The organism is Burkholderia sp. SCN-KJ (assembly GCF_024656005.1).
GTDB lineage: Bacteria > Pseudomonadota > Gammaproteobacteria > Burkholderiales > Burkholderiaceae > Burkholderia.
In genome coordinates, this window is the sequence record NZ_JANKOG010000027.1 from 1 (window position 1) to 24,692 (window position 24,692).

Sequence of the window (24,692 nt, forward strand, 5' to 3'; positions counted from 1 at the left end):
CAACAGCAACCTCACGTCGCTGTCCACGTCGACCTCGACGGCGATCAACTCGCTGTCGACGGGCCTCAGCTCGACGAACAGCAACCTGACGTCGCTGTCGACGTCGACTTCGACCGGCATCGGCTCGCTGTCGACCGGTTTGAGCACGACGAACAGCACGGTGGCTTCGCTGTCGACCGGCGTGACGAACCTCGGCGATCAGGTGAACCAACTGTCGACCACGATCAACAACAACACGACGCGTGCGACGAACAACACCGCCATCGCGGCCGACATGAACGGCACCGGCACCGACCGGCCGACCGTCACCGCCGGCTCGAACTCGGTGGCGATCGGCGCGAATTCGAACGACGGCGGTCGCTCGAACGTGGTGTCGGTCGGCAGCGACACGCAGCAGCGCCAGATCACGAACGTCGCGCCGGGTACGCAAGGCACCGACGCGGTGAACGTGAACCAGCTGACGCAGGTGCAGACGACGCTGTCGACCGCGCTGTCGGGCCAGCAAGGGCAGATCAACGCGCTGGGTTCGCAACTGCAGCAGACCGACCAGATGGCGAAGCAGGGTATCGCGGCCGTCGGCGCGATGGCGTCGATCCCGCAGCTCGATCGCGACGCCAACTTCGGGATGGGTATCGGCACGTCGACCTTCCTCGGCCAGAAGGCGATGGCGGTCAACATGCAGGCGCGCATCACGGAGAACCTGAAGGCGTCGATCAACGGCGGCTTCAGCGGCGGTCAGAAGGTGATCGGCGCCGGCATGCTGTACCAGTGGAAGTAACCCCGTCGCGCCGCCACGCCGCCGGCTCGCGAGCCGGCGGCGCCGGGCGGCCCCGACGGCAGGACGAGCCCGCCACGCAATGCGCGGCGGGCTTCAGTCAACCCAAGTATTGAGGACGTAACCGTGAACAAACTCGCTCTTGCGCTCGCGCTTTCCGCGCTGGCCCTCGCCGCGTGCTCGACCGCATCCGGCCCGACCTTCAGCGCCTCCGAACTGCAGCCGCGCGACGGCGTGCGCACCTTCCAGGTGGACTGCCACGGCCTGCTGTCGGGCCCGCAGACCTGCATGAAGGCCGCCCGCAAGATCTGCGGTGACCAGCCGGTGCGCACCGTCGACTCGGCCCGCGCGCTGCGCGACAATTCCGATCCCGCGACGCTGGTGTTCCAGTGCGGCGCCGCGCCGGCCCAAGCTGCGTCGGCGGCCGAGCCGGCCCCCGCGCCGGCCGCGGTCGAACACGTCAACCTCGGGGGCGACGCGCTGTTCGCGACGGGCCTGGCCACGCTCACGCCGGCCGCGCGCGCGTCGCTCGACAAGTTGCTGAACGAACGCGAAGACCGCACGTACACGCAGGTGACGGTCACCGGCCATACGGATTCGGTCGGCAACGACGCCGCCAATCTCGCGCTGTCGAAGCGCCGCGCGGAAACCGTCGCAAGCTACCTGAAGGCACACGGACTGAAAGCGCAGGCCGTGTCGGTCACGGGCCGCGGCAGTGCCGATCCGGTCGCGTCCAACGCGACGGCCGAAGGCCGCGCGAGCAACCGCCGCGTCGAGATCTCGCTGCAGCGCTGAGCAGCCGGCCGTCGCGGCCCCGGCGCACCCCGCGCCCGCACGCGACGGCCTTGACCGGCAACGCGCAGCCGCCCCGCCGGCCACCCCGCCCGACCGCACCGACCCCGCTTCGCCGGGGCCCCGGCTCCCGCGCGGGCGGCTATGTCAAAGTTCGTCAGGCCCCCTCCACAAAACGGCGCCTTCCGTGCCACAATCGCCGCAGACAGCTGCCGAGGCGTTCCGCCCGCGTCGCGCGCCGTGACCCGCCCGACGACACACCGGAATCCGGCGGCCGCCCCGCGATCCGCGCCGCTCGACGCATATTCCGGCGCGCGCCGGCGCGAACACAACCACGACAATCCACGGCGCGCCGTTTCGCGGCCACGGTCGAACGCACGACGCCGCAGAGGAAACCAACCGGTGACGGACATCAATCAAGCCGCCTCGGGCGGCACCCGCAAGCAACGGCCGGCCGTCGGCATCTCGCTGTTTGCGCGGGACGGCCAGGCGATCTGGGAAAACGGCATTCACCAGAACATCGCGTTCCTCGCGATGATGCTCAAGCGCTCCGATCGCGTCGGCCCCGTCTATTTCCTGAACGGCGGCGACGCCAACGCGTTTCCGGCCGGGCTCGATCTCGACGGCCTCGACGTGCCGCTCGTGAAGCCTTCCGACGTCACGCACGACCTCGACGTCGTGATCGAGATGGGCGCGCAATTGCCGCTCGAATGGCGCAGGCACATGAAGGCGCTCGGCAAGAAACTCGTCGCCTTCTTCTGCGGACACGTCTACGCCGGCCTGGGTGAAACACCGATCTTCGGCAAGCCGTCGGGACACATCTTCAACGACACGCCGTTCGACGAAGTATGGCTGCTGCCGCAGTACGAGAAGACCGGCGCACCGATGCTGCAAACCCTGTTGCGCGCGCCGGTGCACCTGATGCCGCATATCTGGTCGCCGTACTTCCTCGATCGCCGCATCGCCACGCTGGCGAGCGAAGGCCTGACGTTCGGCTATCGGCCCGGCCGTCGCCCGTGGAATCTCGCCACGCTCGAGCCGAACATCTCGGTCGTGAAGTCCTGCCACTACCCGATGCTTGCGTGCGACGAGCTCTACCGTGCACATCCGGACGCCGTGCAGCATCTGTTCGTCGTCAACTCGATGCACATGAAGGCCCATCCGACCTTCGTGCACTTCGCGAACAGCCTCGACCTCGTGCGCCAGCACAAGGCGACGTTCGAGCCGCGCATCGACCTGCCGGGCTTCATGGCGCGCCACGCGGACGCCGTCGTGTCCCACCACTGGGAAAACGCGCAGAACTATCTGTACTACGACGTGCTGTACGGCGGCTATCCGCTGATCCACAACTCGACGCTGATCGGCGACGCAGGCTACTACTACCCGGACTTCGATTCCGCCGCGGGCGGCCGCGTGCTGCTCGATGCCTGGCTGCATCACGACGAGCAGCTCGACGACTACCGCGCGAAGGCCGACCGGCTGCTGCGGTCGGTCTCGATCGACAACCCTGCGAACCTCGACGCGTTCGTCTCGCGTCTGGTCGCCTGAACCGGAGAATACGCATGTCGGACTCCAATGCCCGTCAAGCGCCCGGCGAGGGCAAGCGTCTCGTCGTCGGCGTGTCGCTGTTCGTGCGCGGCGCCGGCCAGTCGCTGTGGGAAAACGGCATCTTCCAGAACTGCCTGCTGCTGATCCTGCTGCTGCGCCAGTCGCCGCTCGTCGCTGAAGCCGTGATGGTGAACGGCGGCGAACAGCTCGCCGATCCGCAGATGATGCTCGGCGAATGGGACGTGCCGCTGCTGTCGATGGACGAAGCGCTCGAGCGCTGCGACGTGCTGATCGAAATGAGCGCGCAGTTCGGCGCCGACTACCTGCGCGCGTTCCGCGAGCGCGGCGGCAAGGTCGTCACGATGCGGGTCGGCAACGACTACGTGATCGACATCGAACGCGCGATGTTCGACAAGCCGTCGGGCTTCCTGTTCTCGGGCGCGCCGTACGACGCGGTCTGGACGATTCCGGAATTCGAGCGCTCGTGCCTGCATTATTACCAGACGGGCCTGCGCGCGCCGGTGACGATCGTCCCGCACATCTGGCATCCGATGCTGTTCGACAAGGCACGCGCGACGCTCGGCGCCGGTTTGTCGTTCGGCTATCAGCCCGGCAAGCCACGCTGGCGCGTGACGATGTTCGAGCCGAACATCTGCATGGTGAAGACGAGCATCATCCCGATGCTGGTGACCGAGGAGGCGTATCGCGCGAAGCCCGATTTCGTCGAATTCGTGCGCGTGTGCAATACGCTGCACCTGAAGGAACATACGACGTTCGTTCATTTCGCGAAGAGTCTCGACATCGTGAACCACGGGATCACGACGTTCGAAAGCCGCTACGCGGTGTACGAGTTCATGGCCGCCTACGGCGACGCGGTGGTGTCGCACACGTGGGAAAACGCGCAGAACTACCTGTACTACGAACTGCTGTACGGCGACTATCCGCTGATCCACAACTCGCCGTTCCTCGGCAAGGCCGGGTATTTCTATCCGGATTTCGACTGCCAGGCCGGCGGCCGCGCGCTGCTGCGGGCATTTGCCGAACACGACACGAATCTGGATGCATACCGCGAGCAATCGAAGCACGTGCTCGACTCGGTCAGCATCTACAACCCCGACAACGTCGCCGCGTATTCCGACGCGATCGCGTCGCTCTATCGCGACGCTTGACGCGCACCGTCCGCCCGGAGCCGCCGATGAAAATCAATGTCGCGATTACGATGAACGTGCAGCGCGACGCGACGCAGTCGATCTGGTACAACGGCGCGAACCAGCATTGCGTCTATCTGTACATGCTGCTGAAGCGCTCGCCGCTGATCGGCGAAGTGTGGCTCGCGCACGACGACGGCATCACCGACTACCCGCAGGCGCTGATGATGGACGCGTTCGGCGACGCGCTGCGCCCGCTGTCGGCGATCGTCCACCAGACCGACCTGCTGATCGAGATGAACGCGTTCGTCGACCCGTCGCACACGGACGCGGTGCGCCAGCGCGGCGGCAAGTGCGTGTCGTACCGCTTCGGCAACGACTACGTGATCGCGGTCGAGACGATCAACTTCGAGAAGAACAACTGGCGGCCGAACCCGAACCGCGTGCAGTTCGACGAGATCTGGACCAACCCGCAGCACATGCACACGTGCGCGGCCTACTTCCAGGCCGTGTATCGCGCGCCGGTGATCGAGCTGCCGCACATCTGGTCGCCGTACTTCATCGAGCGCAGCCTCGACGCCGACCCCGAGCTGAAGGCGCGCTTCGGCTACCGCAACCACGGTCCGGCCAAGCGCATAGCGTTCTTCGAGCCGAACCTGAACGTCGTGAAGAGTTCGATCGTGCCGATGCTGGCCGCGAACGCGTGCTACGTCGAGCATCCTGAGCTCGTCGAACACGTGTATATGACCAACACGTTCGACAAGAAGGAAAACGTCGCCTTCAAGCATCTCGCGCTCGGGCTCGAGATGGTGCGCGACGGCAAGGCGACGGCCGACGTGCGCGCGCCGTTCGTCGCGTGGGCCGCGCATCACACCGACATCGTCGTGTCGCACCACTGGGAAAACGGCCTGAACTACCTGCTGTACGACGCGCTGTACGGCAACTACCCGCTCGTGCACAACTCGCCGTTCCTGCGCGACGTTGGTTATTACTATCCGGACTTCGAGATCTTCGACGCGGCGCGCGCGATCGCGACCGCCGCGCAGACGCACGACGCGCGGCTCGACGACTACGCGGCAGCGGCCCGCCGCTGCCTGCAGCAGGTCGACACGCTCGCCGACCACAACGTCCGCGCGTATTCCGGGCAGATCCAGCGCCTGTTCGCCGGACGCACGCTCGGCTGACCTCCTTCGCACGCGCTCCCGCCCATGAATCAGACCGTCCGCAATTTCGTCGTGATCGATTCGATCCACGGCCCGTTCGTTATCAACCGGCACTGCGCGCTGCAGGCCGAGGCGCTGATCAAGACAGGCCGGCCGCATATCCAGGCCGAGCTCGACACGATCCTGCAGGTGATCGACCAGTTGCCCGACGGCGCGATCGCGGTGGACGGCGGCGCGAATGCAGGGCTCGTGTGCGTGCCGATCGCGCACCGGCTGCGCGCGCGCGGCGGCCGCGTGTATGCGTTCGAGCCGCAGCGCACGCTGTTCCATGCGCTCGGCGGCACCGTCGCGCTCAACGAGCTCGACAACCTCCATCTGCTGAACATGGGACTCGCCAGCGCCAACGGCACGATGAAGGTGCCCGACATCGACTATGGGCAGGATGCCGATTTCGGCACGGTGTCGCTCGTCGACGAGCAAGCGGCGGGCGGCACGCCGACGCCGGTCGTCAGGCTCGATTCGCTCGGCCTGCCGCGGCTGGATTTCCTGAAGCTCGACATCGAAGGGATGGAGATCGACGCGCTGCGCGGCGCACGCCGGCTGATCGAAACGCATCTGCCGTGGTGCTGGATCGAATACTGGAAAGTCGGCGAGGCGCCGATCATCGATACGTTCGCCAGCCTCGACTACACGTTCTACCGGATCGACGGGCTGAACATGCTCTGCGTGCCGAACCCGCGCTGGGACCGGCAACGCCTGTTCATCTCGGGCGAGCCCGTCGGCCGCGTATCCGCGCGCGCAAACGATGACGCGAATGCCGCCGTGTCAGCCGAGACCGACGACGCGCCCGAAACGCACTGGAACCGCGCGCTCGACCACGAATCCCGCTGCGAATGGGGCCACGCGATCGCCCGCTGGCTGCGCGCGCGCGGCCGGGGCCTCGACGACGACGCGATCGCGTTCCAGCTCGCGTCGTGCTACGGCTTCGCCGGCGCGCCCGATGCCGGGCTCGCGGCACTCGAACGCATCGGCGAACCGGCCGCGCTGCCCGACGCGCTGCGCGGGCGTGTCGAGCTCGCGCGCTCGGCGCTGCTGCTGCGTGCCGGCCGGCGCGACGAAGCCGCGCGCGCGACCATCGCCAGCGAAAACGTGCTGACGGCCGCACGGTTCGGGCTGCCGACGGAACGGCTCTACGACGGCCAGCCGCTGCACGGCAAGCGGCTGCTCGTGATCAGCTATGGCGGGGTCGGCGACCAGCTCCAGTACGCGCGCTACCTGCATGCGCTCGACGCGCTCGACGGCGTGGCGGTGACGGTCATCGTCCCCGCCGCGCTGGCCGACCTGATGCGCCATACGTTCCCGCGCATCGACGTCGTCGCCGCACACGGCGCGTGGGTCGACACGTCGCAGATCGCTCACGACTACTGGTGTTCGTTCCTGGTGCTGGCCGCGCAGTTCGGCTACGCGCCGGCACCGGCCGGTGCGCCGGCCGCCTACCTGTCGTGCCCGCCCGAACGGGCGGCGGCATGGCGCGAACGCGTCGCGCGCGACGGCAACGCGCCGGGCACGCGCCGCATCGGCCTCAACTGGCGCGGCCGCGACGAAAGCGATGCGCGCTTCCTGCGCGCGGCCAGCCTGCGCGACCTCGCGCCGCTCGCGCGGCTGCGCGGCCATGCCGCGTACTGCATCAACCGCGATATCGCCGCGCAGTCCGAGCCGTCGGATCTGCCGGTCACGTTCCCGCATCACGCGATCGGCGATTTCAGCGATCTGGCCGCACTGATGCTCGCGATGGACGCCGTGGTCACCACCTGCACCGCGCACATCCACCTGGCCGGCGCGCTGGGCGTGCCGGCCGTCCTGCTGCTGAGCCCGAAAGCCGATGCGCGCTGGGAAACCGGCTCGCGTACCGCGCTGTACCCGGGCATCCGGATCGTGCGCGCCGCGCATCCGGGCCGCTGGGACGACGCGGTCGACCGCGCGCTGGCGCTCGTGCTGGGTGGCTTCGGGAAGGATTGACGAGTGACCTTGCCGCGCGACGCCAGCCGGTAGTACTCCTGAGGAGCCTGACGAGAACCTGACGAGGACGTGATGCGCGAACCGGCGTCAAGCCGGCACGCGCTGCCCGCGTCGCTCGGCGAACGCACGGCCATGCCGCCGGCCGATGCGCGCAAGCCTCGCGAAACAGCGTGCCGCCGCGGGGCCGACAGCGCCGGCCGGTTGCGCCAGGCTGCCCGATACACCGCACGCGATTGCCGAATCGTCGCCGCAAGCGCCCGCGAACACACCGGCGAAATAGTGTCGCGCCGCGCGCTCGCGACCGTCGGCATCGAGCGGTTTCATCCGGTGAATGTGTTGCGAGACGTTCCTCAGGCCGTCGAGAAACGGCATGACGTCGACCGGTGCATCGGCCGCTTCAAGCGCGTCGGCGCCGAGTTGCTCCAGCATCCCGGCCAGTTCGGCGATCGCGACGAGCTCGCGCGCATCGGCCGCCTGCGTGCCCGTTCCGTGCCCGGCCTTCTTCGTCGCCGCCATGCCCACGCCCCTATTCAATTCTTCGTTGTCGATCCCGGCGCGCCGCGCCCGCGCCGCGGCGTCATGCGGCGGCCGGTGACCGCCATGTAAAGCGGATGCCCTGCGCCCATGAGACGCCGGAATCCAGGATGATCTGCCGGTCGATCTCGTTCTCCACGCCTTCGACGACGACGTGCCGCGCGCTTTCGTGCGCGAACGCGATCAGCCGACGAAACTGGTAGCGCCCGATCGCGTTGCGCTTGATCAGCGACAGGACCGACCTGTCGAGCTTCACGATGTCGGGATTGCCGACCACCAGGTTGTTCAGCGCGCTGAAGCCGACGCCGAAATCGTCGATCGCGACGCGGCACCCGGCCTGGCGAAACCGGTTCACGAACGACCGGCCCGCGACGGGGTTCAGCGGCCCCGTCTCGGTGATTTCGACGACCAGCCGCGCCGCGACCGACGGCTCGCGCTCGAGCCGCCTGAACAGGGCGAGCCACGCGTCGTCCACGACCGCGCTCGTCGCCGCGACGTTGCAGCCGTACACGGCCTTCGGATCGGCGCGCAGCGCGTCGATCGTCCGGCCCACCACGAGCCGGTCGAACCAGCGCATCAGCCCGAGCGATTCGAGGCGCGGCAGGAACGCGAGCGGCGGCAAGACATCGCGCGCGCCCCAGCGCAGCCGCGCGAGGCATTCGTGATACAGCACGCCGCCCGACAAATCGGCGCGGCAAACCGGCTCGCGCGCGAATCCGAGCCGGCTTTCGACGAAACTGCGTACCGACGCAAGGTCGGGGTGATCGTCAGGCGCGCCGAATACGAGATCGATCTCGTCACGATTCGCTACGCTGTTCGCCTCCAGGCGAGGTTCGACCGCATTCATCCGGCGCTCCGGCAAATGTCGGACCGCCGATGACGGCCCGCGCTCTCGATTCATATGGCGCGAGCCGACCACGACGCGCACCACCGCCTACCCGGCCCATCCTCTTTTTCGATCTTTTCGGGAGCGTACTTTTTATTCCGGCGCGCCGTCAAATCAGATATTGTCAATGATATTCAAATACGGAAAATACACCACACGTGCACGTCGACGACAGTGCGACAGGTTACACAAAAACGTCGACGATACTCCGATCGATACTGGGTATTTACCCCGCTCGAACATCTTCGGGTGAGCCGATTTATCGCGAGACTCGTTTCAAAAATCGGATGTTTGAAATATCATATGACAAATGCGCGCCAGCGAAACGCTACCCGGTCCCGACGGCCGGATTCCTCGCAGCCGCTGGCAAACCGCGCTGCCATTGCGTTGCGACGACGCATTCGGTCTCCACAGAATTCAATTTTGCCGTTTCAAACGATATTAAAAATATTTGAATGATAATTCGGCTGATTTGAACGACAATAATTAAGTCGAATTATACGGCAACCATCCATCGAAAGATATTTAACAATCTTTCCGACTAGTTAACCTATAAAATTATTTTTGACGGACTTCCCTCGGAGCCGTCAAATTCGTGCCTTCGAAAACCGTCGAATCTCCCCGGTTCGGCGGTTTCTTTTTTAACGGCTCATTTCTTCAGACATTAACCCGAGTCAATCCGGTTGACGGCAGGCGGCGAAATCGAGCCGACCGCCTCGATCGCGATCGAATGCGCCCGCAGGCAGCGGCGCGTGCCGCGTCGTGCAACCTTATGCCGCCGTCGCGCCGATCAGGTTCGCGAGCAGCGCGTCGTAGTCGGCGACGAGCGCGGGGTTCGCCGACGTATAGCGGCGCAGGATCTCGCGCTGCCGCTGCGCATACCCTTGCCAGTCGTCGTCGTGCGTATGCAGCGCGTGCAGCAGCGCCTCGGTGCCCTTCTGCACGTCGTTGCCAGGATAGTAGTAGCCGAGGTCCGGCACGAGGCTCGCGTTGTGCACGAGCGGATAACCCTGCCAGCACACGTCGAAATAGAAGTAGTTGAGCGGGTTCGCCCATTGATGCGACACGACGATGTCGGTCATGTCGGCCAGGAACAACGGCGTGTCGAAACGCCCGACGAAGCTCGCCTTGCCCGCGCGCACGATGTCCAGGTAGTTCATCAGCGTCACGAACTCGGGGCTGTTGTGCGCGAGGCGATCGGCGTTCGTCACGTGCGTGAAGCAGATCGCGTCGGGGTCGCGGCGATACGCCTCGTCGATGATCAGCATCGGATACATGCAGAACTTCACGACGTTGTGGTTCGGCTCCATCACCGTCAGCCGCTTGCCCGGTTCGCTGCGCGGCCGGTATTCGCCACGCTCCGGCAGCGATTGCGCACGCGCCTCCAGACACATCGGGTCCCACACGAACGGCACGACGCGCCCCGGGCAACGGCGCAGCGACTGCAGGAACGGCAGCGACGATTCCGCGATCTGCGGAATGGCCCACAATTCGTCGTAGCCGCGGTTGATGAACAGCGAATCCCACATGCGGCGGCCGAACAGTATCGATTCCATCGAGGTGATGTACTCGAAGCCGCAGCAGTAGCTGACGATCTTCGCGCCGCGCGCCTTCAGGTAGGCCGTCTGCTCGCCGTCGATCTGACCGCCCAGCTCGATCACCACGTCGAGCGCATCCTTCATGTCGGCGAACGCGCGCGTGTCGTATACGCGGCGATCCCAAGGCAGCGCGTCGGTAAGCGCCACGTCGGTCGTGTTGACCAGCGTCACGCGATAGCCATGCGGCGACGCCATCAACAACTTTGCGAGAAACAACGCGTTCTGCTTGATGCCGTTGATCCACAGGCTTTCGTCGGGGGCGCGCAGGCCGATCGTGATACCGATGCGCAGGCCGTTCAGGGCAGGAGACTTCATCTCGTCGGCGGGGGCGTGATTGAATGGATGCAGTGTAGCTCACGGCAATGGGCCACGTGAGCAATCCGCCAGTCTAGCGGAGCGCCGGCCGCCAGACTGTCAGGCATGGTCATACGCGATGCGGCCGAGAGCCGTCGTCCGCACCGTGCGGGCCTGGCCATGCACGCCATCGCCGACGGCCGGATGCGAAATGCGACGAGGCCGGCGCCGCGCCGCGAGGCGCCACGCCGGCCCGTGCGCGGCACACGCCGCGGTCAGCCTTCCGCCATCATCAGCAACTGCGCGCCATCGGCGACCTGGTCGCCGACGCCGTACAGCACTTCCGCGACGACGCCCGCGCCCGGCGCGCCGATCGTATGCTCCATCTTCATCGCCTCCATCACGATCAGCGGCGTGCCGGCCTCGACCTTCTGGCCCGGCTCGACCAGCACCGCGATCACCTTGCCGGGCATCGGCGCGGTGAGGCGGCCGCCGCCATGCTCGGCATCGCCCGCGTGCGCGAGCACGTTGCGCCATTCGAAGGTCTCGGCGACACCCTGCGTGAACACGTGGAAACTGTCGCCGTCCGCATACACGCGGCCGCTGCTGCGCACGCCGTCGAGCGTCACGTCGAAGTCGAGCGGCGTCGCGCCGCGCGTCCACGCGAACGGTTGCGCGGCCGCGTCGCCGGTGGCGAGGCGCGTGCCGCCGCCGTCGTCCTCGTAGGTGACCGTCACGTCCGCTCCGCGATCGGGCGCATGCCATTCGAGCGTGCGGCGATAGCCGCCGTTCAGCCGCCAGTCCGGCAGCGCACCCCACGGTGACGCGCCTTCCCGTGCAGCCGCGCCGCGTTCGCGCGCGAGCAGTGCCGCGCAGGCCAGCGCGAGCGTCGCGCGCGGCGGCTGTTGCGGCGCGAACAGCGCATCGTGGTTGCGCTCGATCAGGCCCGTGTCGAGATCGGCGCGCGCGAACGGCCGGCAGGTGACGATCCGCTGCAGGAACGCGGCATTCGTGTGCAGGCCCACCACCTCGCAGGCCCGCAGCGCGCGCAGCATCCGGCCGAGCACTTCCGCGCGATCCGCGCCGTGCACGATCAGCTTCGCGATCATCGGATCGTAGAACGGCGTGATCGCGTCGCCCTCGCGCACGCCGCTGTCGACGCGCACCGGCGCGCCGATCGCGAACTCGACACCTTCCGGCAGCCGCAGGTGCTTCAGCGTGCCGGTGGACGGCAGGAAGCCGCGCGCCGGGTTCTCCGCATACAGACGCGCCTCGATCGCATGACCCTGCACGCGCAGTTCGTCCTGCTTCAGCGGCAGCGGCTCGCCCGCTGCGACGCGCAGCTGCCATTCGACGAGATCGAGCCCCGTGACCATCTCGGTAACCGGATGCTCGACCTGCAGGCGCGTGTTCATTTCCATGAAATAAAACGCTTCGCCCGTCATGATGAATTCGACGGTGCCCGCACCGACGTAATTCACCGCGCGCGCGGCCGCGACGGCCGCCTCGCCCATCGCCTGGCGCACGTCTTCATGCAGCCCCGGCGCCGGCGCTTCCTCGAGCACCTTCTGGTGACGACGCTGCACCGAACAGTCGCGATCGAACAGGTAGACGGTGTTGCCGTGCGTGTCGCCGAACACCTGCACTTCGACGTGACGCGGGCGCGTCAGGTATTTCTCGATCAGCACGCGGTCGTTGCCGAAGCTGCTCGCGGCCTCGCGCTGGCACGACGCGAGCGCCGCCGGGAAGTCCTCGGAGCGCTCGACCACGCGCATGCCCTTGCCGCCGCCGCCCGCGCTCGCCTTCAGCAGCACCGGGTAGCCGATCTCGTCGGCTTCGAGATGCAGGTTCGCCGCGTCCTGGTCGTCGCCGTGATAGCCGGGCACGAGCGGTACCGCGGCCGCGTGCATCAGCGCCTTGGCGGCAGCCTTCGAGCCCATCGCCGCGATCGCGTCGACCGGCGGCCCGATGAACGCGATGCCGGCCGCCTCGCACGCATGCGCGAAATCCTCGTTCTCCGACAGGAAGCCGTAGCCCGGGTGGATGGCCTGCGCACCAGTCGCGCGCGCGGCCTCGATGATGCGCTCGATGCGCAGGTAGCTGTCCGCGGCCGCCGCACCGCCGATGTGCACGGCTTCGTCGCATGCGGCGACGTGCTTCGCGTTCGCGTCCGCGTCGGAATAGACGGCGACGCTCGCGATCCCGAGACGTTTGCACGTCGCGGCGACGCGGCAGGCGATTTCACCGCGGTTGGCGATCAGAATCTTGTCGAACATGGCTTCGATGTCGTCCGGAAAGTTAGGGGCACGCCGTCATTCACGCCACGAAGGCGTGCGTTTCTCGAGGAAGGACGCGATCCCTTCGCGCGCTTCCGCGCCGGCGCGGGTGCGCGCGATCCAGTCGGCCGTCTGCTCGATCAGCGTCGCGTCGAGCGGCCGGCCGGCCACGTCGGCGACGAGCCGCTTGCACGCCTTCACCGCATCGGGGCCGTTCGCGACGAGCGTCGCGGCCAGCTTCGCGACCATTTCGTCGAGCGCATCGGCCGGCACCGCGTCGTGAATGAAGCCGAGCGACGCAGCGCGCGCGCTGTCGAACACCTCGGCCGTCGTGAAGTAGCGGCGCGCCGCGCGCTCGCCCATCGCCCGCACGACGTACGGGGCGATCGTCGCGGGTATCAGCCCGAGCCGCGCTTCGGACAGGCAGAACTTCACGCCGTCGGCGGCGATCGCGATGTCGGCCGCCGCGACGAGACCCACGCCGCCCGCATACGCATCGCCGTGCACGCGCGCGATCACCGGCTTGCCGCAGCGGTGGATCGCCTCGAGCATGCGCGCGAGCTTGCGCGCGTCGGCGCGGTTCTCGTCGTCCGAGTAACCGGCCATCTTCTTCATCCAGTTCAGGTCCGCGCCCGCGCAGAACGCCGCGCCTTCCGCGGCGAGCACGATCGCACGCACGCCGGCGTGCGCGTCGAGCCACTCGAACGCGGTGGTCAGCTCGGCGATCGTCGTCTCGTTGAACGCGTTGCGCACGTCGGGCCGCGCGAGCGTGACGGTCGCCACGCGGCCGGCTTCGCTTACCTTGATCGTTTCGTATCGCATCGGTCAGCCCTCCCGGCCGTTACATGCGGAACACGCCGAAGCGCGTATCGTCGATCGGGGCGTTCATCGACGCGGCGAGGCCGAGGCCCAGCACGTCGCGCGTCTGCGCGGGGTCGATCACGCCGTCGTCCCACAAGCGCGCACTCGCGTAGTACGGATGCCCCTGGCGCTCGTACTGGTCGCGGATCGGCTGCTTGAATGCCTCTTCGTCCTCTGCCGACCACGCGCCGCCCTTTGCCTCGATGCCGTCGCGGCGCACGGTCGCGAGCACCGACGCCGCCTGCTCGCCGCCCATCACCGAGATCCGCGCGTTCGGCCACATCCACAGGAAACGCGGCCCGAATGCGCGGCCGCACATCCCGTAGTTGCCGGCGCCGAACGAGCCGCCGATGATCACCGTGAACTTCGGCACCTTCGCATTCGACACGGCCGTCACCATCTTCGCGCCATGGCGCGCGATGCCTTCGTTCTCGTACTTGCGGCCGACCATGAAGCCCGTGATGTTCTGCAGGAACACGAGCGGAATCTTGCGCTGGCAGCACAGCTCGATGAAATGCGCGCCCTTCACGGCCGATTCGGAGAACAGGATGCCGTTGTTCGCGACGATCCCGACCGGATGGCCCCAGATGTGCGCGAAGCCCGTGACGAGCGTCGTGCCGAAGCGCGCCTTGAATTCGTCGAACTCCGAATCATCGACGATGCGCGCGATCACCTCGCGCACGTCGAACGGCTTGCGCGTGTCGACCGGAATCACGCCGTATAGGCTCTTCGCGTCGTAGCGCGGCGGCTTCGGTTCGCGCAGCGCCACCGGCGACGCGATCTTCGGCGCGAGGTGATCGACGATATTGCGCGCGATCGACAGCGCATGCGCGTCGTTCTGCGCGAGATGGTCGGCCACGCCCGACAGGCGCGTGTGCACGTCGCCGCCGCCGAGGTCCTCGGCGCTCACTTCCTCGCCGGTCGCGGCCTTCACGAGCGGCGGGCCGCCGAGGAAAATCGTGCCCTGGTTCTTCACGATGATCGACTCGTCGCTCATCGCCGGCACATACGCGCCGCCCGCCGTGCACGAGCCCATCACGACCGCGATCTGCGCGATCCCCGCGGCGGACATCGTCGCCTGGTTGAAGAAGATGCGGCCGAAGTGGTCGCGATCGGGAAACACGTCGTCCTGGTTCGGCAGGTTCGCGCCACCCGAATCGACGAGATACACGCACGGCAGCCGGTTTTCCGCGGCGATTTCCTGCGCGCGCACGTGCTTCTTCACGGTCATCGGGTAGTAGGTGCCGCCCTTGACCGTCGCGTCGTTGCACACGATCACGCACTCGCGGCCCGCGATCCGGCCGATGCCGGTGATCACGCCCGCGCCCGGCGCGTCGTCGTTGTACATGCCGTTCGCGGCGAGCTGCGACAGCTCGAGGAACGGCGCACCCGGATCGAGCAGTTGCGCGATGCGGTCGCGCGGCAGCAGCTTGCCGCGCGACAGGTGCTTGTCGCGCGCGGCCGGGCCGCCGCCTTGCGCGAGCTGTTCGATCTTCGCGCGCAGGTCGGCGACCACCGCCTCCAGCGCCGCGGCGTTCGCGCGGAATTCTTCCGAACGCGGGTTCAGTTTCGATTCGATGATCGGCATCGACGGGGCTCCGTTCGCGTGACGTGGGGCGTTACATCGTTTCCGCGAACAGCTCGCGGCCGATCAGCATCCGGCGGATCTCGCTCGTGCCGGCGCCGATCTCGTAGAGCTTCGCATCGCGCCACAGACGGCCGACCGGGTATTCGTTGATGTAGCCGTTGCCGCCGAGGATCTGGATCGCCTCGCCGGCCATCCACGTTGCCTTCTCGGCCGTGTAGAGGATCACGCCCGCGCAGTCCTTGCGCACCTGGCGGATGTGGTCGCTGCCCGCCGAGTCGAGATGGCGGCCGACCGCGTACAGGTACGCGCGGCACGCCTGGAACGTGGTGTACATGTCGGCGACCTTGCCCTGGATCAGCTGGAATTCGCCGATCGACTGGCCGAACTGCTTGCGGTCGTGGATATACGGCACCACCGCGTCGAGACACGCGGCCATGATGCCCGTCGGGCCGCCCGACAGCACCGCGCGTTCGTAGTCGAGGCCGCTCATCAGCACCTTCACGCCGCCGTTGAGCTGGCCGAGGATGTTCTCCTCCGGCACCTCGACGTCCTGGAACACGAGTTCGCCCGTGTGCGACCCGCGCATGCCGAGCTTGTCGAGCTTCTGTGCGACCGAGAAGCCCTTCATCCCCTTCTCGACGATGAATGCGGTGATGCCGCGCGGGCCGGCGTCGATATCCGTCTTCGCGTAGACGACGAGCGTGTCGCAGTCGGGGCCGTTGGTGATCCACATCTTCGTGCCGTTGAGCACGTAACGGTCGCCGCGCTTGTCCGCGCGCAGCTTCATGCTGACGACGTCGGAGCCCGCGTTCGGCTCGCTCATCGCGAGCGCGCCGATGTGTTCGCCCGACACGAGCTTCGGCAGGTACTTCTGCTTTTGCGCGTCGGTGCCGTTGCGGTGGATCTGGTTCACGCACAGGTTCGAGTGCGCGCCGTACGACAGGCCGATCGATGCCGATGCGCGCGAGATCTCCTCCATCGCGACCATGTGCGCGGTGTAGCCCATGTTCGCGCCGCCGTACTCCTCGGCCACCGTCATGCCGAGCACGCCGAGATCGCCGAACTTCTTCCACAGATCCATCGGAAACTGGTCGGTGCGGTCGACCTCCGCCGCGCGCGGCGTGATTTCCTTCGCCGCGAACGTCGCGACGGCGTCGCGCAGCATCTCGATGTCTTCACCGAGCATGAATTGCACACCGGGCAGGTTGATCATGTCTCCTCCGTCTCCAGAAAGTGGGTCGCACGCGCCGATTTCTGAGTTTCGCTCAAATCGGATCAATGCGTCGATTCATTAAGCCAATACAGCGGAAATTTTGCACAGTTTCGCGCCTCGTCCGGCTTGCCGTCAATAGTTTTTTGAGTGACACTCAGATATCATTGCGAGATGACAGCCGCTACCGCCGACACCATGACCGCCACCGCCAAAGCCGATCGCGCCGAGCCGTCGCGCGCCCCCGCCGGGCGCAAGTCCCAGCAGCGCGTGCAGGACATCCTGCGCGCCGGCCGTGAAGTGTTCGCCGAAAAGGGCTACGAGCATGCGACGGCCGCCGAGATCGCGCAGCGCGTCGGCGTGTCGGAGGCGACGGTGTTCAGCTACTTCCGCGGCAAGCGCGAGCTGTGCGCGCGTGTGATCGCCGACTGGTATGACGAAATCATTGCCGCGTTCGAGCACGGGATGCCGCTGGAGGCGTCGGTGCAGCAGCAGTTCGCGTTCATCGTGCGCACGCACCTGCGGCTGATGCTGGTGAACGGCACGGGGCTGTGCGCGCTGGTGCTGTCGGAGGGGCGTGCGAAGCAGCATGCGCTGAGCGACGAGCTCACCGCGCTGCAGCGCCGCTACACGGCGCCGCTGATGGACGTGCTCGCGCGCGGCCAGGCGGCCGGGCAGGTGCGCCGCGACATGCCGCTGAGCCTGCTGCGCTCGATGGTGTTCGGGCCGATCGAGCACGTGCTGTGGGATGCGATCCTCGGGCACCGCAAGCTCGATACGGAAACGACGGCCACGCAGCTGATCGACATGCTGTGGGCGGCCGTGCAGCCGCCCGCGCCGGAGCAGGCGGCGCTGGTGCGCTTCAGGAACGAAGTCGCGGAAGCGGTGCGGCGGCTGGAAGGCGAAGCGTCACGCCCGTGACGCCGGCAGGCGGTGCGGCGCGCCTGGCGCCTTGCCGCATCACCCGCTCCATCGAGCCGAGTCCAAGCGCTACGACTCTTCGCCGACCCGCAGCGGCGCGCGACTCTGCTCGTTATTCAGATGGACGAACTTGCGCAACAGGCGCATCAGTTCCTGCGAATCGTCCTCGCCCATGCCGTCGAACAGGCCGGCGCGCAGCTCCTTCACCGACGGAATCAGGTGCGTGAGCAGCTCGACGCCGGCCGGCGTCAGCAGCAGGCGCCGCTGACGCCGCGGCAGCACTTCGCGGACGATCAATCCTTTCGCCTCGAGCCGGACCGCGAGATCGGCAGTGGTCGACGTGTCGAGCGCCACCCGCTGCGCGAGCGTCACCTGATCGAGCCCCGGGCACTCGTAAAGCATCCGCAGGACCGCGTACTGCACCGGCGTCACGTCCCGGCCCAGCTTCTCGTAGAACATCGCGACCGCGATCTGGTGCGCGCGCCGGATCAGGTGCCCGGGCTCGTCGTACAGGTCGAGCGGGAAAACCGGCGCGTCGGCGGGATTCGTTTTTTCCATGAATGAGTCGATGACATAGGCGGCGCACGCCGTTGCGTGCGCCGACGGCATGGCGCTGCCTCGCGCCATTTCCCGGGAAAACCAGTATACCGCTCGCCTTGCTCCAGCCAATCTCAATGAGTACACTGAATCACATTCAGTACACTGAATGACGAGTTGCCGCGTACCGGCGGCACCGCCCTGAAGGAGACGAACAACGTGTTTCTCAAGAACGCTTGGTATGTGGCCTGCACGCCCGACGAGATCGACGGCAAGCCGCTGGGACGCAAGATTTGCAACGAATCGATGGTGTTCTACCGCGCGGCGGACGGCCGGGTCGCCGCGCTCGAGGATTTCTGCCCGCACCGCGGTGCGCCGCTGTCGCTGGGCTTCGTGCGTGACGGCGTGCTCGTGTGCGGCTATCACGGGCTCGAAATGGGCTGCAACGGCAAGACGGCCGGCATGCCGGGCCAGCGCGTCGGCGGCTTCCCGCCGATCCGCAGCTTCCCGGTGGTCGAACGGTACGGATTCGTGTGGGTCTGGCCGGGCGACGCGTCCGAAGCCGATCCCGCCAGGCTGCCCGCGCTGCAATGGGCCGAAGATCCGGCCTGGGCGCACGGCGGCGGCCTGTATCACATCCGTTGCGACTACCGGCTGATGATCGACAACCTGATGGACCTCACGCACGAGACCTACGTGCATGCGACGAGCATCGGCCAGAAGGAAATCGACGAAGCCGCGCCGAAGACCACCAGCAATGGCGACGAAGTCGTCACCAGCCGCTTCATGGAGAACGTGATGCCGCCGCCGTTCTGGCGGATGGCGCTGCGCGGCAACGGCCTCGCCGACGACATGCCGGTCGACCGCTGGCAGATCTGCCGCTTCACGCCGCCGAGCCACGTGATGATCGAAGTGGGCGTCGCGCATGCGGGCCACGGCGGCTACGACGCGCCGGCGGAGCTGAAGGCATCGTCGATCGTGGTCGACTTCATCACACCGGAGACGGACAGCTCGATCTGGTACTTCTGGGGGATGGCGCGCAACTTCCGGCCCGACGATCACGCGCTGACCGCCGAGATTCGCGAAGGCCAGGGCAAGATCTTCGCCGAGGATCTCGAGATGCTCGAGCGCCAGCAGCTCAACCTCGAGCAGTGGCCGGAGCGCAAGCTGCTCAAGCTCAACATCGACGCCGGCGGCGTGCTGTCGCGCAAGGTGATCGAGCGGCTGCTCGCCGAAGAAAGTGCGGCGAGCCCGCAGCGGCCCGTGATTCCGGTCGCGCAGATCAAGGAGGCGTCATGAGCGCCGCGACGCTGACGGTCCGCGTGGCCCGCAAGTGGCAGGAAGCGCGCGACATCTGCGGCTTCGAATTCGTCAGCGATGACGGTTCGCCCCTGCCACGCTTCGACGCCGGCGCCCATATCGACGTGCATCTGCCGGGCGGGCTCGTGCGCCAGTACTCGCTGTGCAACCACCCGGAGCACGGCGATCGCTACCAGATCGCGGTGCTGCGCGATGCCGAGGGCCGCGGCGGGTCGCGCGCGATTCACGACGAAGTCCGGCAAGGCGACACCGTGCGGATCGGCATGCCGCGCAATCAATTCCCGCTCGCGCCCGACGCCCCGCACCACCTGTTGCTCGCCGGCGGAATCGGCGTGACGCCGATCCTCAGCATGGCGGAACGGCTGTTCTCGTCCGGCCTGCCGTTCGACATGCACTACTGCGCGCGTTCGACCGATCGCATGGCCTTCGTCGAGCGGATCAACGCCGCCGGGTTCCATGACCGCGTCCGCTTCCACGTCGACGACGGCGCCCCCGCGCAACGCTTCGACCTCGCCGCGGTGCTCGCCGCCGCGCCGGACGGCACGCACCTGTACGTATGCGGCCCGCGCGGCTTCATGGATGCGGTGCTGAACGCCGCGCGCGAGCGCAACTGGGCCGAAGCGCGGCTGCACTACGAGTTCTTCGGCGGCGCGGTTGCGTCGTCCGGCGCGGATCGCGCGTTCCAGGTCCGGATCGCGAGCAGCGGCAAGGTGATCGACGTGCCAGCCGAATGCACGGTCATCGCGGCGCTGGCGGCCAACGGCATCGACGTGCTGACGTCGTGCGAACAAGGCGTATGCGGCACCTGCATGACGCGCGTGCTCGAAGGCGAGCCCGATCATCGCGATTCGTATCTGACGGAAGCGGAACAAGCGGCCGGCGACCAGTTCATGCCGTGCTGCTCCCGATCGCGAAGCGACCTGCTGGTCCTCGATCTGTAGACGGACCGCCCGATACGCGGCGGCCAACCACAAAACTGGAGACGATCAATGGAACGACCTGCCCAGGCCCCCATCAGTACTGCTCAATTCCCGGTCGATCGATGGTGGGTCGCCGCGCTGTCATCCGAACTGACGGACCGCCCCGTCGCCCGCACGCTGCTTGGCCGCCCGGTCGTCCTGTTCCGGTTGCCGTCCGGGGAAGTCGGCGCGCTGGAGGATCGCTGCTGCCACAAGTCGCTGCCGCTGTCGTGCGGCTCGCTCGAAGCGCGCGGCCTGCGCTGCGGCTATCACGGGCTGCTGTTCGACCGCGGCGGCACCTGCGTGGAGATTCCCGGGCAGGAACGCATTCCGGCGAAGGCGTGCGTGGCGTCGTATCCGGTGCAGGAGCAGGACGCGATCGTATGGATCTGGATCGGCGCCGACGCGCACGCCCAACCGACTTGCGCGCCGCCGCGCTATGCGTTCCACACGGATCCGCAATACCGGTTCGGCGGCGGCCACTACCATTACGACGCGCCGTATCAGCTGATTCACGACAACCTGATGGACCTGAGCCACCTCGGCTACGTTCATCTGAAAACGATCGGCGGTAACGCGCCGCTGCATATGGGCGCGGAAACCCGCGTCAGCAGCGACGGCGACACGGTGACGCTGGTCCGCCGGATGCCGGCGTCCGACCCGCCGCCGACCTACACGGCCGCGTGGCCGTTCACGGGCCGCGTCGACCGCTGGCAGGAAATCGAATTCCACGTGTCGCATATCCGGATCTGGACCGGCGCGATGGACGCCGGCACCGGCGACCTTCACGACCCGGCGCGCGGCGGTTTTCACATGCGCGGCTTCCACGGCATCACGCCCGAGTCGGAAACGACGACGCACTACTTCTGGACCGTCGCGACCAATCCGCAACACGACGTCGAACGCATCGCGCGAACGGTCATCGAGCAATCCGCGGCGACGTTCGATGAAGACAAGACCGTGATCGAAGCGCAATACCGCAATCAGTTGCGGTTTCCGGACGGCCGCCAGATCGACATTCACGTCGACGCCGGCCCCAATCGCGCGCGGCGCGTGATCGAGCGGCTGCTGCTACAGCCCGACCCCGCGTAACCCTCGCGCCGACGCGCGAACGACGCGAGCCGGCCGCGACGGGCGTTCCCCGGGTTGCCCGCCAACCCACGCATTCGCTTTCGTCCCATTCGCCGCTGCCGGCTTCGATTTCATCCCATTCGATTAGTCATACTATTTTTATCAAGGATCTTTGACGTGAGCGAAAATATCCGCAATACGATCGACGCGTCCCCGATGAGCGCGTTCCAGACGATGGCGGTCACGGCCTGCGTCGTGCTGAACATGCTGGACGGCTTCGACGTGCTGGCCATCGCGTTTGCCGCGCCGCACCTGGCGGCCGAATGGAAACTGAGCGGCAAGGAAATCGGCCTGCTGCTGAGCGCCGGGCTGGCCGGCATGGGGATCGGCTCGGTGCTGATCGCCCCGCTGGCCGACCGCGTCGGCCGCCGCCGCATCATCCTGCTCTGCCTCGCCGTGATCTCGACCGGCATGCTGGCCTGTGCGGCCACGCACAGCACGTTGCAACTCGCCGTCGCGCGTGCCTATACGGGCCTCGGCATCGGCGGGATGCTCGCAAGCCTGACCGTCATCAGCGGCGAGTACGCATCGAACAAATGGCGCAGCGCCGCGATCGGCATGCAGTCGACCGGCTACGCGATCGGTGCCACCGCGGGCGGCGTCATCGCCGGTTACCTGCTGTCGGTATGGGGATGGCGCAGCGTGTTCGCGTTCGGCGGCATCCTGACCTTGATGGCGATCCCGATGGTGCTCGCACTGCTGCCGGAATCGCTCGACTTCCTGCTGGCGCGGCGTCCGGACGACGCGCTGCAGAAAATCAACCGCATCCTCGCGAGAATGAAGCGCGCGCCGATCAATGCGCTGCCGACCGCGAGCGCATCCATCGACACGGCGAGCCCCGCGTCAAGTTGGACAGCCGTGCTGCGCGCGCCGCTCACGCGTCGCACGATCGCGCTGTGGATCGCATTCTTCCTCGTGATGGGCAGCTTCTATTTCGTCGTGAGCTGGACGCCGAAGTTGCTGGTCCAGGCCGGCCTGTCGGCCTCGCAGGGTGTGACCGGCGGCGTGCTGCTCAACCTCGGCGGCATCGCGGGCGCGTCGCTGTTCAGCCTGCTGTCGACCCGGTTCGGCCTGCGCAGCCTGCTGGGCGCGACGCTGTTGCTGGGTGGCGCACTGATGGTCGCGTTCGGCGCGAACACCGGCTCGCTCGGCATCGGGATGACCGTCGCGGTATTCCTCGGCGCCGTGATCAACGCGTGCGTGGCCGGCATGTACGCGCTGTCGCCGACGCCCTATCCCGCCGAGATCCGCACGACCGGCATCGGTCTCGCGGTCGGCATCGGACGCCTCGGCGCGATCCTGTCGCCAATGACGGTCGGTGCGCTGCTGGACGACGGCTGGTCCGTGCCCCATCTCTATTTCGCGTTCCTCGTGCCGATGGCCGGCGCGGCGATCGCCGTCGCCGTGGCGGGCGCGCGTGTCGCGGCGCCGCACCGGCAACGCGATCCGGCGATCTCGTAACACGCGACACCCGCAGTCCTGCCGATACCCGTCGGCATCCCGGGCAGGTCCGGGTCAATAAGAAAATCGATAAGTATATCTACATACTGTTTGGAGACAGCCATGAAAACGAAACTGGGCGTCGCACTCGCGACGGCGATGGCGCTGGCCGGACCGGCCTGTGCGCAAAGCAGCGTCACGCTGTACGGGATCATCGATACCGGCGTGTCCTACTACAACAACGCCGCGCGCGGCGGATCGTTCACCGGGATGCCGACGCTGACCGGCGAAGTGCCGTCACGCTGGGGCCTGAGAGGCACGGAGGATCTCGGCGGCGGCTACCAGGCCTTCTTCGTGCTCGAAAACGGCTTCCAGCCCGGCACCGGCGCGCTGAACTACGGCGGGCGCCTGTTCGGGCGGCAGGCCAACGTGGGCGTAAACAGCCCGTTCGGCGCGCTGACCCTCGGCCGTCAGATGAACATGTCGATGATCGTGCTGACCAATGCCGACGTGATCGGCCCGTCGATTCATTCGATGGCGGATTTCGACTCGTATCTGCCGAACGCGCGCAGCGACAATGCGATCGGCTACAAGGGCACGTTCCACGGCGTGACGCTCGGCGCGACCTACAGCTTCGGCCGCGACGCGGCCGGGCCGGCGGGGCCGTCGGCGACGGGCTGCGCCGGACAGGTGCCCGGCGACATCGTCGCGTGCCGCCAATACACGGCGATGCTCGCGTATGACGCGAGCAATTTCGGGCTGGCCGCGTCGCACGACGTGATGCGCGGCGGCGGCGGCGCGCTCGCGCCGCTGAACAATCCGGCCTACACCGACACGCGCGACATCGTCGCGGGCTACGTGAAGATCGGCCCCGCGAAACTCGGCGCCGGGTGGATCCGCCGCAACCTCGCGGCGGCCGAGCACCTGCAGGCCGACATCGTGTTCGCGGGCGGCACGTACTACGCGACGCCCTACCTCGCGCTCGACCTGCAGGGCGTGCGCTACCTGCAACGCCGCGAAAACAAGGAAGGCACGAACGCGACGCTGGTGGTCGGGCGCGCGAACTATTTCCTGTCGAAGCGGACGACCGTCTATACGTCGGTGGGCTACATGTTCAACAGCGCGCTGGCCGCGAACGCGGTCGCGGCCGGCGGGACGGTCGGCACCGGGATGAATCAGCTCGGCGTGATGGCCGGCATCCAGCAGAAGTTCTGAACGCCGGACACCGCACCTCGATCAATCGGCGAGCCGGCAATGCGACAGCTTCAGCCCCGGCAGCACCGGCGCGTCGATATAACCTTCGTTCACGCAGCTGAAGCGGAAATTCGCGGACGCCGTGAACGGCTTGATCTCGCCGCCCGGGAATTTCAGTTTCAACGCGGCCTGGTCGGCCGCGTCGAAATGCGTGTCGAACTGCTCGCCGTCGGCCGTCAATGCACCGAAGTACGTGCCGCCCGGGTCGCTGCCCATCCGCATCACCGCGCCGACGAACGCGAGGCGCCTGCCGTCGTATTTCGTCTTCGCGGCGGCCATGTCCTGCGTGTAGGCCTCGATCACGGTGGCGTAATGCGCGTCGATCGCGGGCTCGGCGGCCGGCGCGGCGTAGCCGCTCTGGTGAACGCCCGCCAGCATCGCGCAGGCAGCCAGCGCGGCCGTCATGAACGGCGCGGAACTCTTTTTCATTGGGTGGTC

At 67.2% G+C, this 24,692-nt stretch carries 21 protein-coding genes; 12 read left to right on the forward strand and 9 right to left on the reverse strand.

Annotated elements, in window-relative coordinates; genetic code table 11:
- The 6 genes from NQV17_RS31525 to NQV17_RS31550 form a co-directional block, all read left to right on the forward strand.
- On the forward strand, positions 1 to 778 hold a 778-nt coding region (locus NQV17_RS31525; protein WP_257775256.1), incomplete at its 5' end, for a YadA family autotransporter adhesin.
- Positions 779 to 901: 123 nt separating this feature from the next.
- A complete protein-coding gene (locus tag NQV17_RS31530; RefSeq protein ID WP_257775257.1) occupies positions 902 to 1,570 on the forward strand; it encodes an OmpA family protein in 669 nt (222 codons plus the stop codon).
- Between the two features lie 399 nt (positions 1,571 to 1,969).
- Positions 1,970 to 3,115 carry a DUF2827 domain-containing protein gene (locus NQV17_RS31535; protein ID WP_257775258.1) on the forward strand — a complete coding sequence of 382 codons (1,146 nt, stop codon included), beginning with the start codon at positions 1,970 to 1,972 and terminating at the stop codon, positions 3,113 to 3,115.
- Positions 3,116 to 3,129: 14 nt separating this feature from the next.
- Positions 3,130 to 4,284 (forward strand): DUF2827 domain-containing protein, encoded by a 1,155-nt coding sequence (locus NQV17_RS31540; protein WP_257775259.1) that lies wholly within the window; start codon positions 3,130 to 3,132, stop codon positions 4,282 to 4,284.
- Between the two features lie 26 nt (positions 4,285 to 4,310).
- A complete protein-coding gene (locus tag NQV17_RS31545) occupies positions 4,311 to 5,447 on the forward strand; it encodes a DUF2827 domain-containing protein (RefSeq protein WP_257775260.1) in 1,137 nt (378 codons plus the stop codon).
- Between the two features lie 24 nt (positions 5,448 to 5,471).
- The gene (locus NQV17_RS31550) at positions 5,472 to 7,445 is read left to right on the forward strand and encodes an FkbM family methyltransferase (protein ID WP_257775261.1); all 1,974 of its coding nucleotides are present in this window, start codon (positions 5,472 to 5,474) and stop codon (positions 7,443 to 7,445) included.
- Positions 7,446 to 7,532: 87 nt separating this feature from the next.
- On the opposite strand, the gene NQV17_RS31555 is transcribed toward NQV17_RS31550, so the two are convergent.
- From NQV17_RS31555 to NQV17_RS31585, 7 genes are all read right to left on the reverse strand, one after another.
- The gene (locus tag NQV17_RS31555; RefSeq protein ID WP_257775262.1) at positions 7,533 to 7,961 is read right to left on the reverse strand and encodes a hypothetical protein; all 429 of its coding nucleotides are present in this window, start codon (positions 7,959 to 7,961) and stop codon (positions 7,533 to 7,535) included.
- Positions 7,962 to 8,022: 61 nt separating this feature from the next.
- Positions 8,023 to 8,826: an EAL domain-containing protein gene (locus tag NQV17_RS31560; RefSeq protein WP_124488641.1), complete on the reverse strand. Its 804-nt coding sequence runs from the start codon at positions 8,824 to 8,826 to the stop codon at positions 8,023 to 8,025.
- Positions 8,827 to 9,635: 809 nt separating this feature from the next.
- Positions 9,636 to 10,778, reverse strand: a complete 1,143-nt coding sequence (locus NQV17_RS31565; RefSeq protein ID WP_257775263.1) for a DUF2827 domain-containing protein — start codon at positions 10,776 to 10,778, stop codon at positions 9,636 to 9,638.
- A gap of 254 nt (positions 10,779 to 11,032) precedes the next feature.
- The gene (locus NQV17_RS31570; RefSeq protein WP_257775264.1) at positions 11,033 to 13,033 is read right to left on the reverse strand and encodes an acetyl/propionyl/methylcrotonyl-CoA carboxylase subunit alpha; all 2,001 of its coding nucleotides are present in this window, start codon (positions 13,031 to 13,033) and stop codon (positions 11,033 to 11,035) included.
- A 36-nt stretch (positions 13,034 to 13,069) separates the two neighbouring features.
- Positions 13,070 to 13,855, reverse strand: a complete 786-nt coding sequence (locus tag NQV17_RS31575; RefSeq protein ID WP_257775266.1) for an enoyl-CoA hydratase/isomerase family protein — start codon at positions 13,853 to 13,855, stop codon at positions 13,070 to 13,072.
- Positions 13,856 to 13,874: 19 nt separating this feature from the next.
- Positions 13,875 to 15,482 (reverse strand): carboxyl transferase domain-containing protein, encoded by a 1,608-nt coding sequence (locus tag NQV17_RS31580; protein WP_044847408.1) that lies wholly within the window; start codon positions 15,480 to 15,482, stop codon positions 13,875 to 13,877.
- A 31-nt stretch (positions 15,483 to 15,513) separates the two neighbouring features.
- Entirely contained in the window at positions 15,514 to 16,695 is a 1,182-nt protein-coding gene (locus tag NQV17_RS31585) for an isovaleryl-CoA dehydrogenase (protein WP_059532493.1), read from the reverse strand.
- 171 nt (positions 16,696 to 16,866) lie between these two features.
- Between NQV17_RS31585 and NQV17_RS31590 the strand changes: the two genes are divergently transcribed.
- Positions 16,867 to 17,613, forward strand: coding sequence for a TetR/AcrR family transcriptional regulator (locus tag NQV17_RS31590; RefSeq protein WP_257775267.1), 747 nt, complete (start codon positions 16,867 to 16,869; stop codon positions 17,611 to 17,613).
- A 69-nt stretch (positions 17,614 to 17,682) separates the two neighbouring features.
- Here NQV17_RS31590 and NQV17_RS31595 read toward each other — a convergent pair whose 3' ends face one another.
- The gene (locus tag NQV17_RS31595; RefSeq protein ID WP_257775268.1) at positions 17,683 to 18,171 is read right to left on the reverse strand and encodes a MarR family winged helix-turn-helix transcriptional regulator; all 489 of its coding nucleotides are present in this window, start codon (positions 18,169 to 18,171) and stop codon (positions 17,683 to 17,685) included.
- 198 nt (positions 18,172 to 18,369) lie between these two features.
- Between NQV17_RS31595 and NQV17_RS31600 the strand changes: the two genes are divergently transcribed.
- The 5 genes from NQV17_RS31600 to NQV17_RS31620 all read left to right on the forward strand — a co-directional run bounded on the left by NQV17_RS31600 (position 18,370) and on the right by NQV17_RS31620 (position 24,215).
- Positions 18,370 to 19,449, forward strand: coding sequence for an aromatic ring-hydroxylating dioxygenase subunit alpha (locus tag NQV17_RS31600; protein ID WP_257775269.1), 1,080 nt, complete (start codon positions 18,370 to 18,372; stop codon positions 19,447 to 19,449).
- Entirely contained in the window at positions 19,446 to 20,411 is a 966-nt protein-coding gene (locus tag NQV17_RS31605) for a PDR/VanB family oxidoreductase (protein ID WP_257775270.1), read from the forward strand. Before NQV17_RS31600 ends, NQV17_RS31605 begins: the two co-directional genes overlap by 4 nt.
- Positions 20,412 to 20,459: 48 nt before the next feature.
- Complete coding sequence (locus tag NQV17_RS31610) at positions 20,460 to 21,521, forward strand: aromatic ring-hydroxylating dioxygenase subunit alpha (RefSeq protein WP_257775271.1); 1,062 nt, start codon at positions 20,460 to 20,462, stop codon at positions 21,519 to 21,521.
- Positions 21,522 to 21,677: 156 nt separating this feature from the next.
- Positions 21,678 to 23,021 (forward strand): MFS transporter, encoded by a 1,344-nt coding sequence (locus NQV17_RS31615; RefSeq protein ID WP_257775272.1) that lies wholly within the window; start codon positions 21,678 to 21,680, stop codon positions 23,019 to 23,021.
- A gap of 102 nt (positions 23,022 to 23,123) precedes the next feature.
- Complete coding sequence (locus tag NQV17_RS31620; RefSeq protein WP_059834828.1) at positions 23,124 to 24,215, forward strand: porin; 1,092 nt, start codon at positions 23,124 to 23,126, stop codon at positions 24,213 to 24,215.
- Between the two features lie 21 nt (positions 24,216 to 24,236).
- Here the strand turns inward: NQV17_RS31620 and NQV17_RS31625 are convergent, their stop codons facing one another.
- Complete coding sequence (locus NQV17_RS31625; protein ID WP_257775273.1) at positions 24,237 to 24,683, reverse strand: hypothetical protein; 447 nt, start codon at positions 24,681 to 24,683, stop codon at positions 24,237 to 24,239.
- Positions 24,684 to 24,692 lie beyond the last annotated feature (9 nt).

Coding starts and splice junctions, on each gene's coding strand:
- NQV17_RS31555 (WP_257775262.1), bottom strand. CDS start 7,961: ATGGCGGCGACGAAGAAGGCCGGGCACGGAACGGGCACGCAGGCGGCC.
- NQV17_RS31550 (WP_257775261.1), top strand. CDS start 5,472: ATGAATCAGACCGTCCGCAATTTCGTCGTGATCGATTCGATCCACGGC.
- NQV17_RS31545 (WP_257775260.1), top strand. CDS start 4,311: ATGAAAATCAATGTCGCGATTACGATGAACGTGCAGCGCGACGCGACG.
- NQV17_RS31605 (WP_257775270.1), top strand. CDS start 19,446: ATGAGCGCCGCGACGCTGACGGTCCGCGTGGCCCGCAAGTGGCAGGAA.
- NQV17_RS31565 (WP_257775263.1), bottom strand. CDS start 10,778: ATGAAGTCTCCTGCCCTGAACGGCCTGCGCATCGGTATCACGATCGGC.
- NQV17_RS31570 (WP_257775264.1), bottom strand. CDS start 13,033: ATGTTCGACAAGATTCTGATCGCCAACCGCGGTGAAATCGCCTGCCGC.
- NQV17_RS31590 (WP_257775267.1), top strand. CDS start 16,867: ATGACAGCCGCTACCGCCGACACCATGACCGCCACCGCCAAAGCCGAT.
- NQV17_RS31540 (WP_257775259.1), top strand. CDS start 3,130: ATGTCGGACTCCAATGCCCGTCAAGCGCCCGGCGAGGGCAAGCGTCTC.
- NQV17_RS31620 (WP_059834828.1), top strand. CDS start 23,124: ATGAAAACGAAACTGGGCGTCGCACTCGCGACGGCGATGGCGCTGGCC.
- NQV17_RS31625 (WP_257775273.1), bottom strand. CDS start 24,683: ATGAAAAAGAGTTCCGCGCCGTTCATGACGGCCGCGCTGGCTGCCTGC.
- NQV17_RS31585 (WP_059532493.1), bottom strand. CDS start 16,695: ATGATCAACCTGCCCGGTGTGCAATTCATGCTCGGTGAAGACATCGAG.
- NQV17_RS31610 (WP_257775271.1), top strand. CDS start 20,460: ATGGAACGACCTGCCCAGGCCCCCATCAGTACTGCTCAATTCCCGGTC.
- NQV17_RS31560 (WP_124488641.1), bottom strand. CDS start 8,826: ATGAATGCGGTCGAACCTCGCCTGGAGGCGAACAGCGTAGCGAATCGT.
- NQV17_RS31595 (WP_257775268.1), bottom strand. CDS start 18,171: ATGGAAAAAACGAATCCCGCCGACGCGCCGGTTTTCCCGCTCGACCTG.
- NQV17_RS31580 (WP_044847408.1), bottom strand. CDS start 15,482: ATGCCGATCATCGAATCGAAACTGAACCCGCGTTCGGAAGAATTCCGC.
- NQV17_RS31575 (WP_257775266.1), bottom strand. CDS start 13,855: ATGCGATACGAAACGATCAAGGTAAGCGAAGCCGGCCGCGTGGCGACC.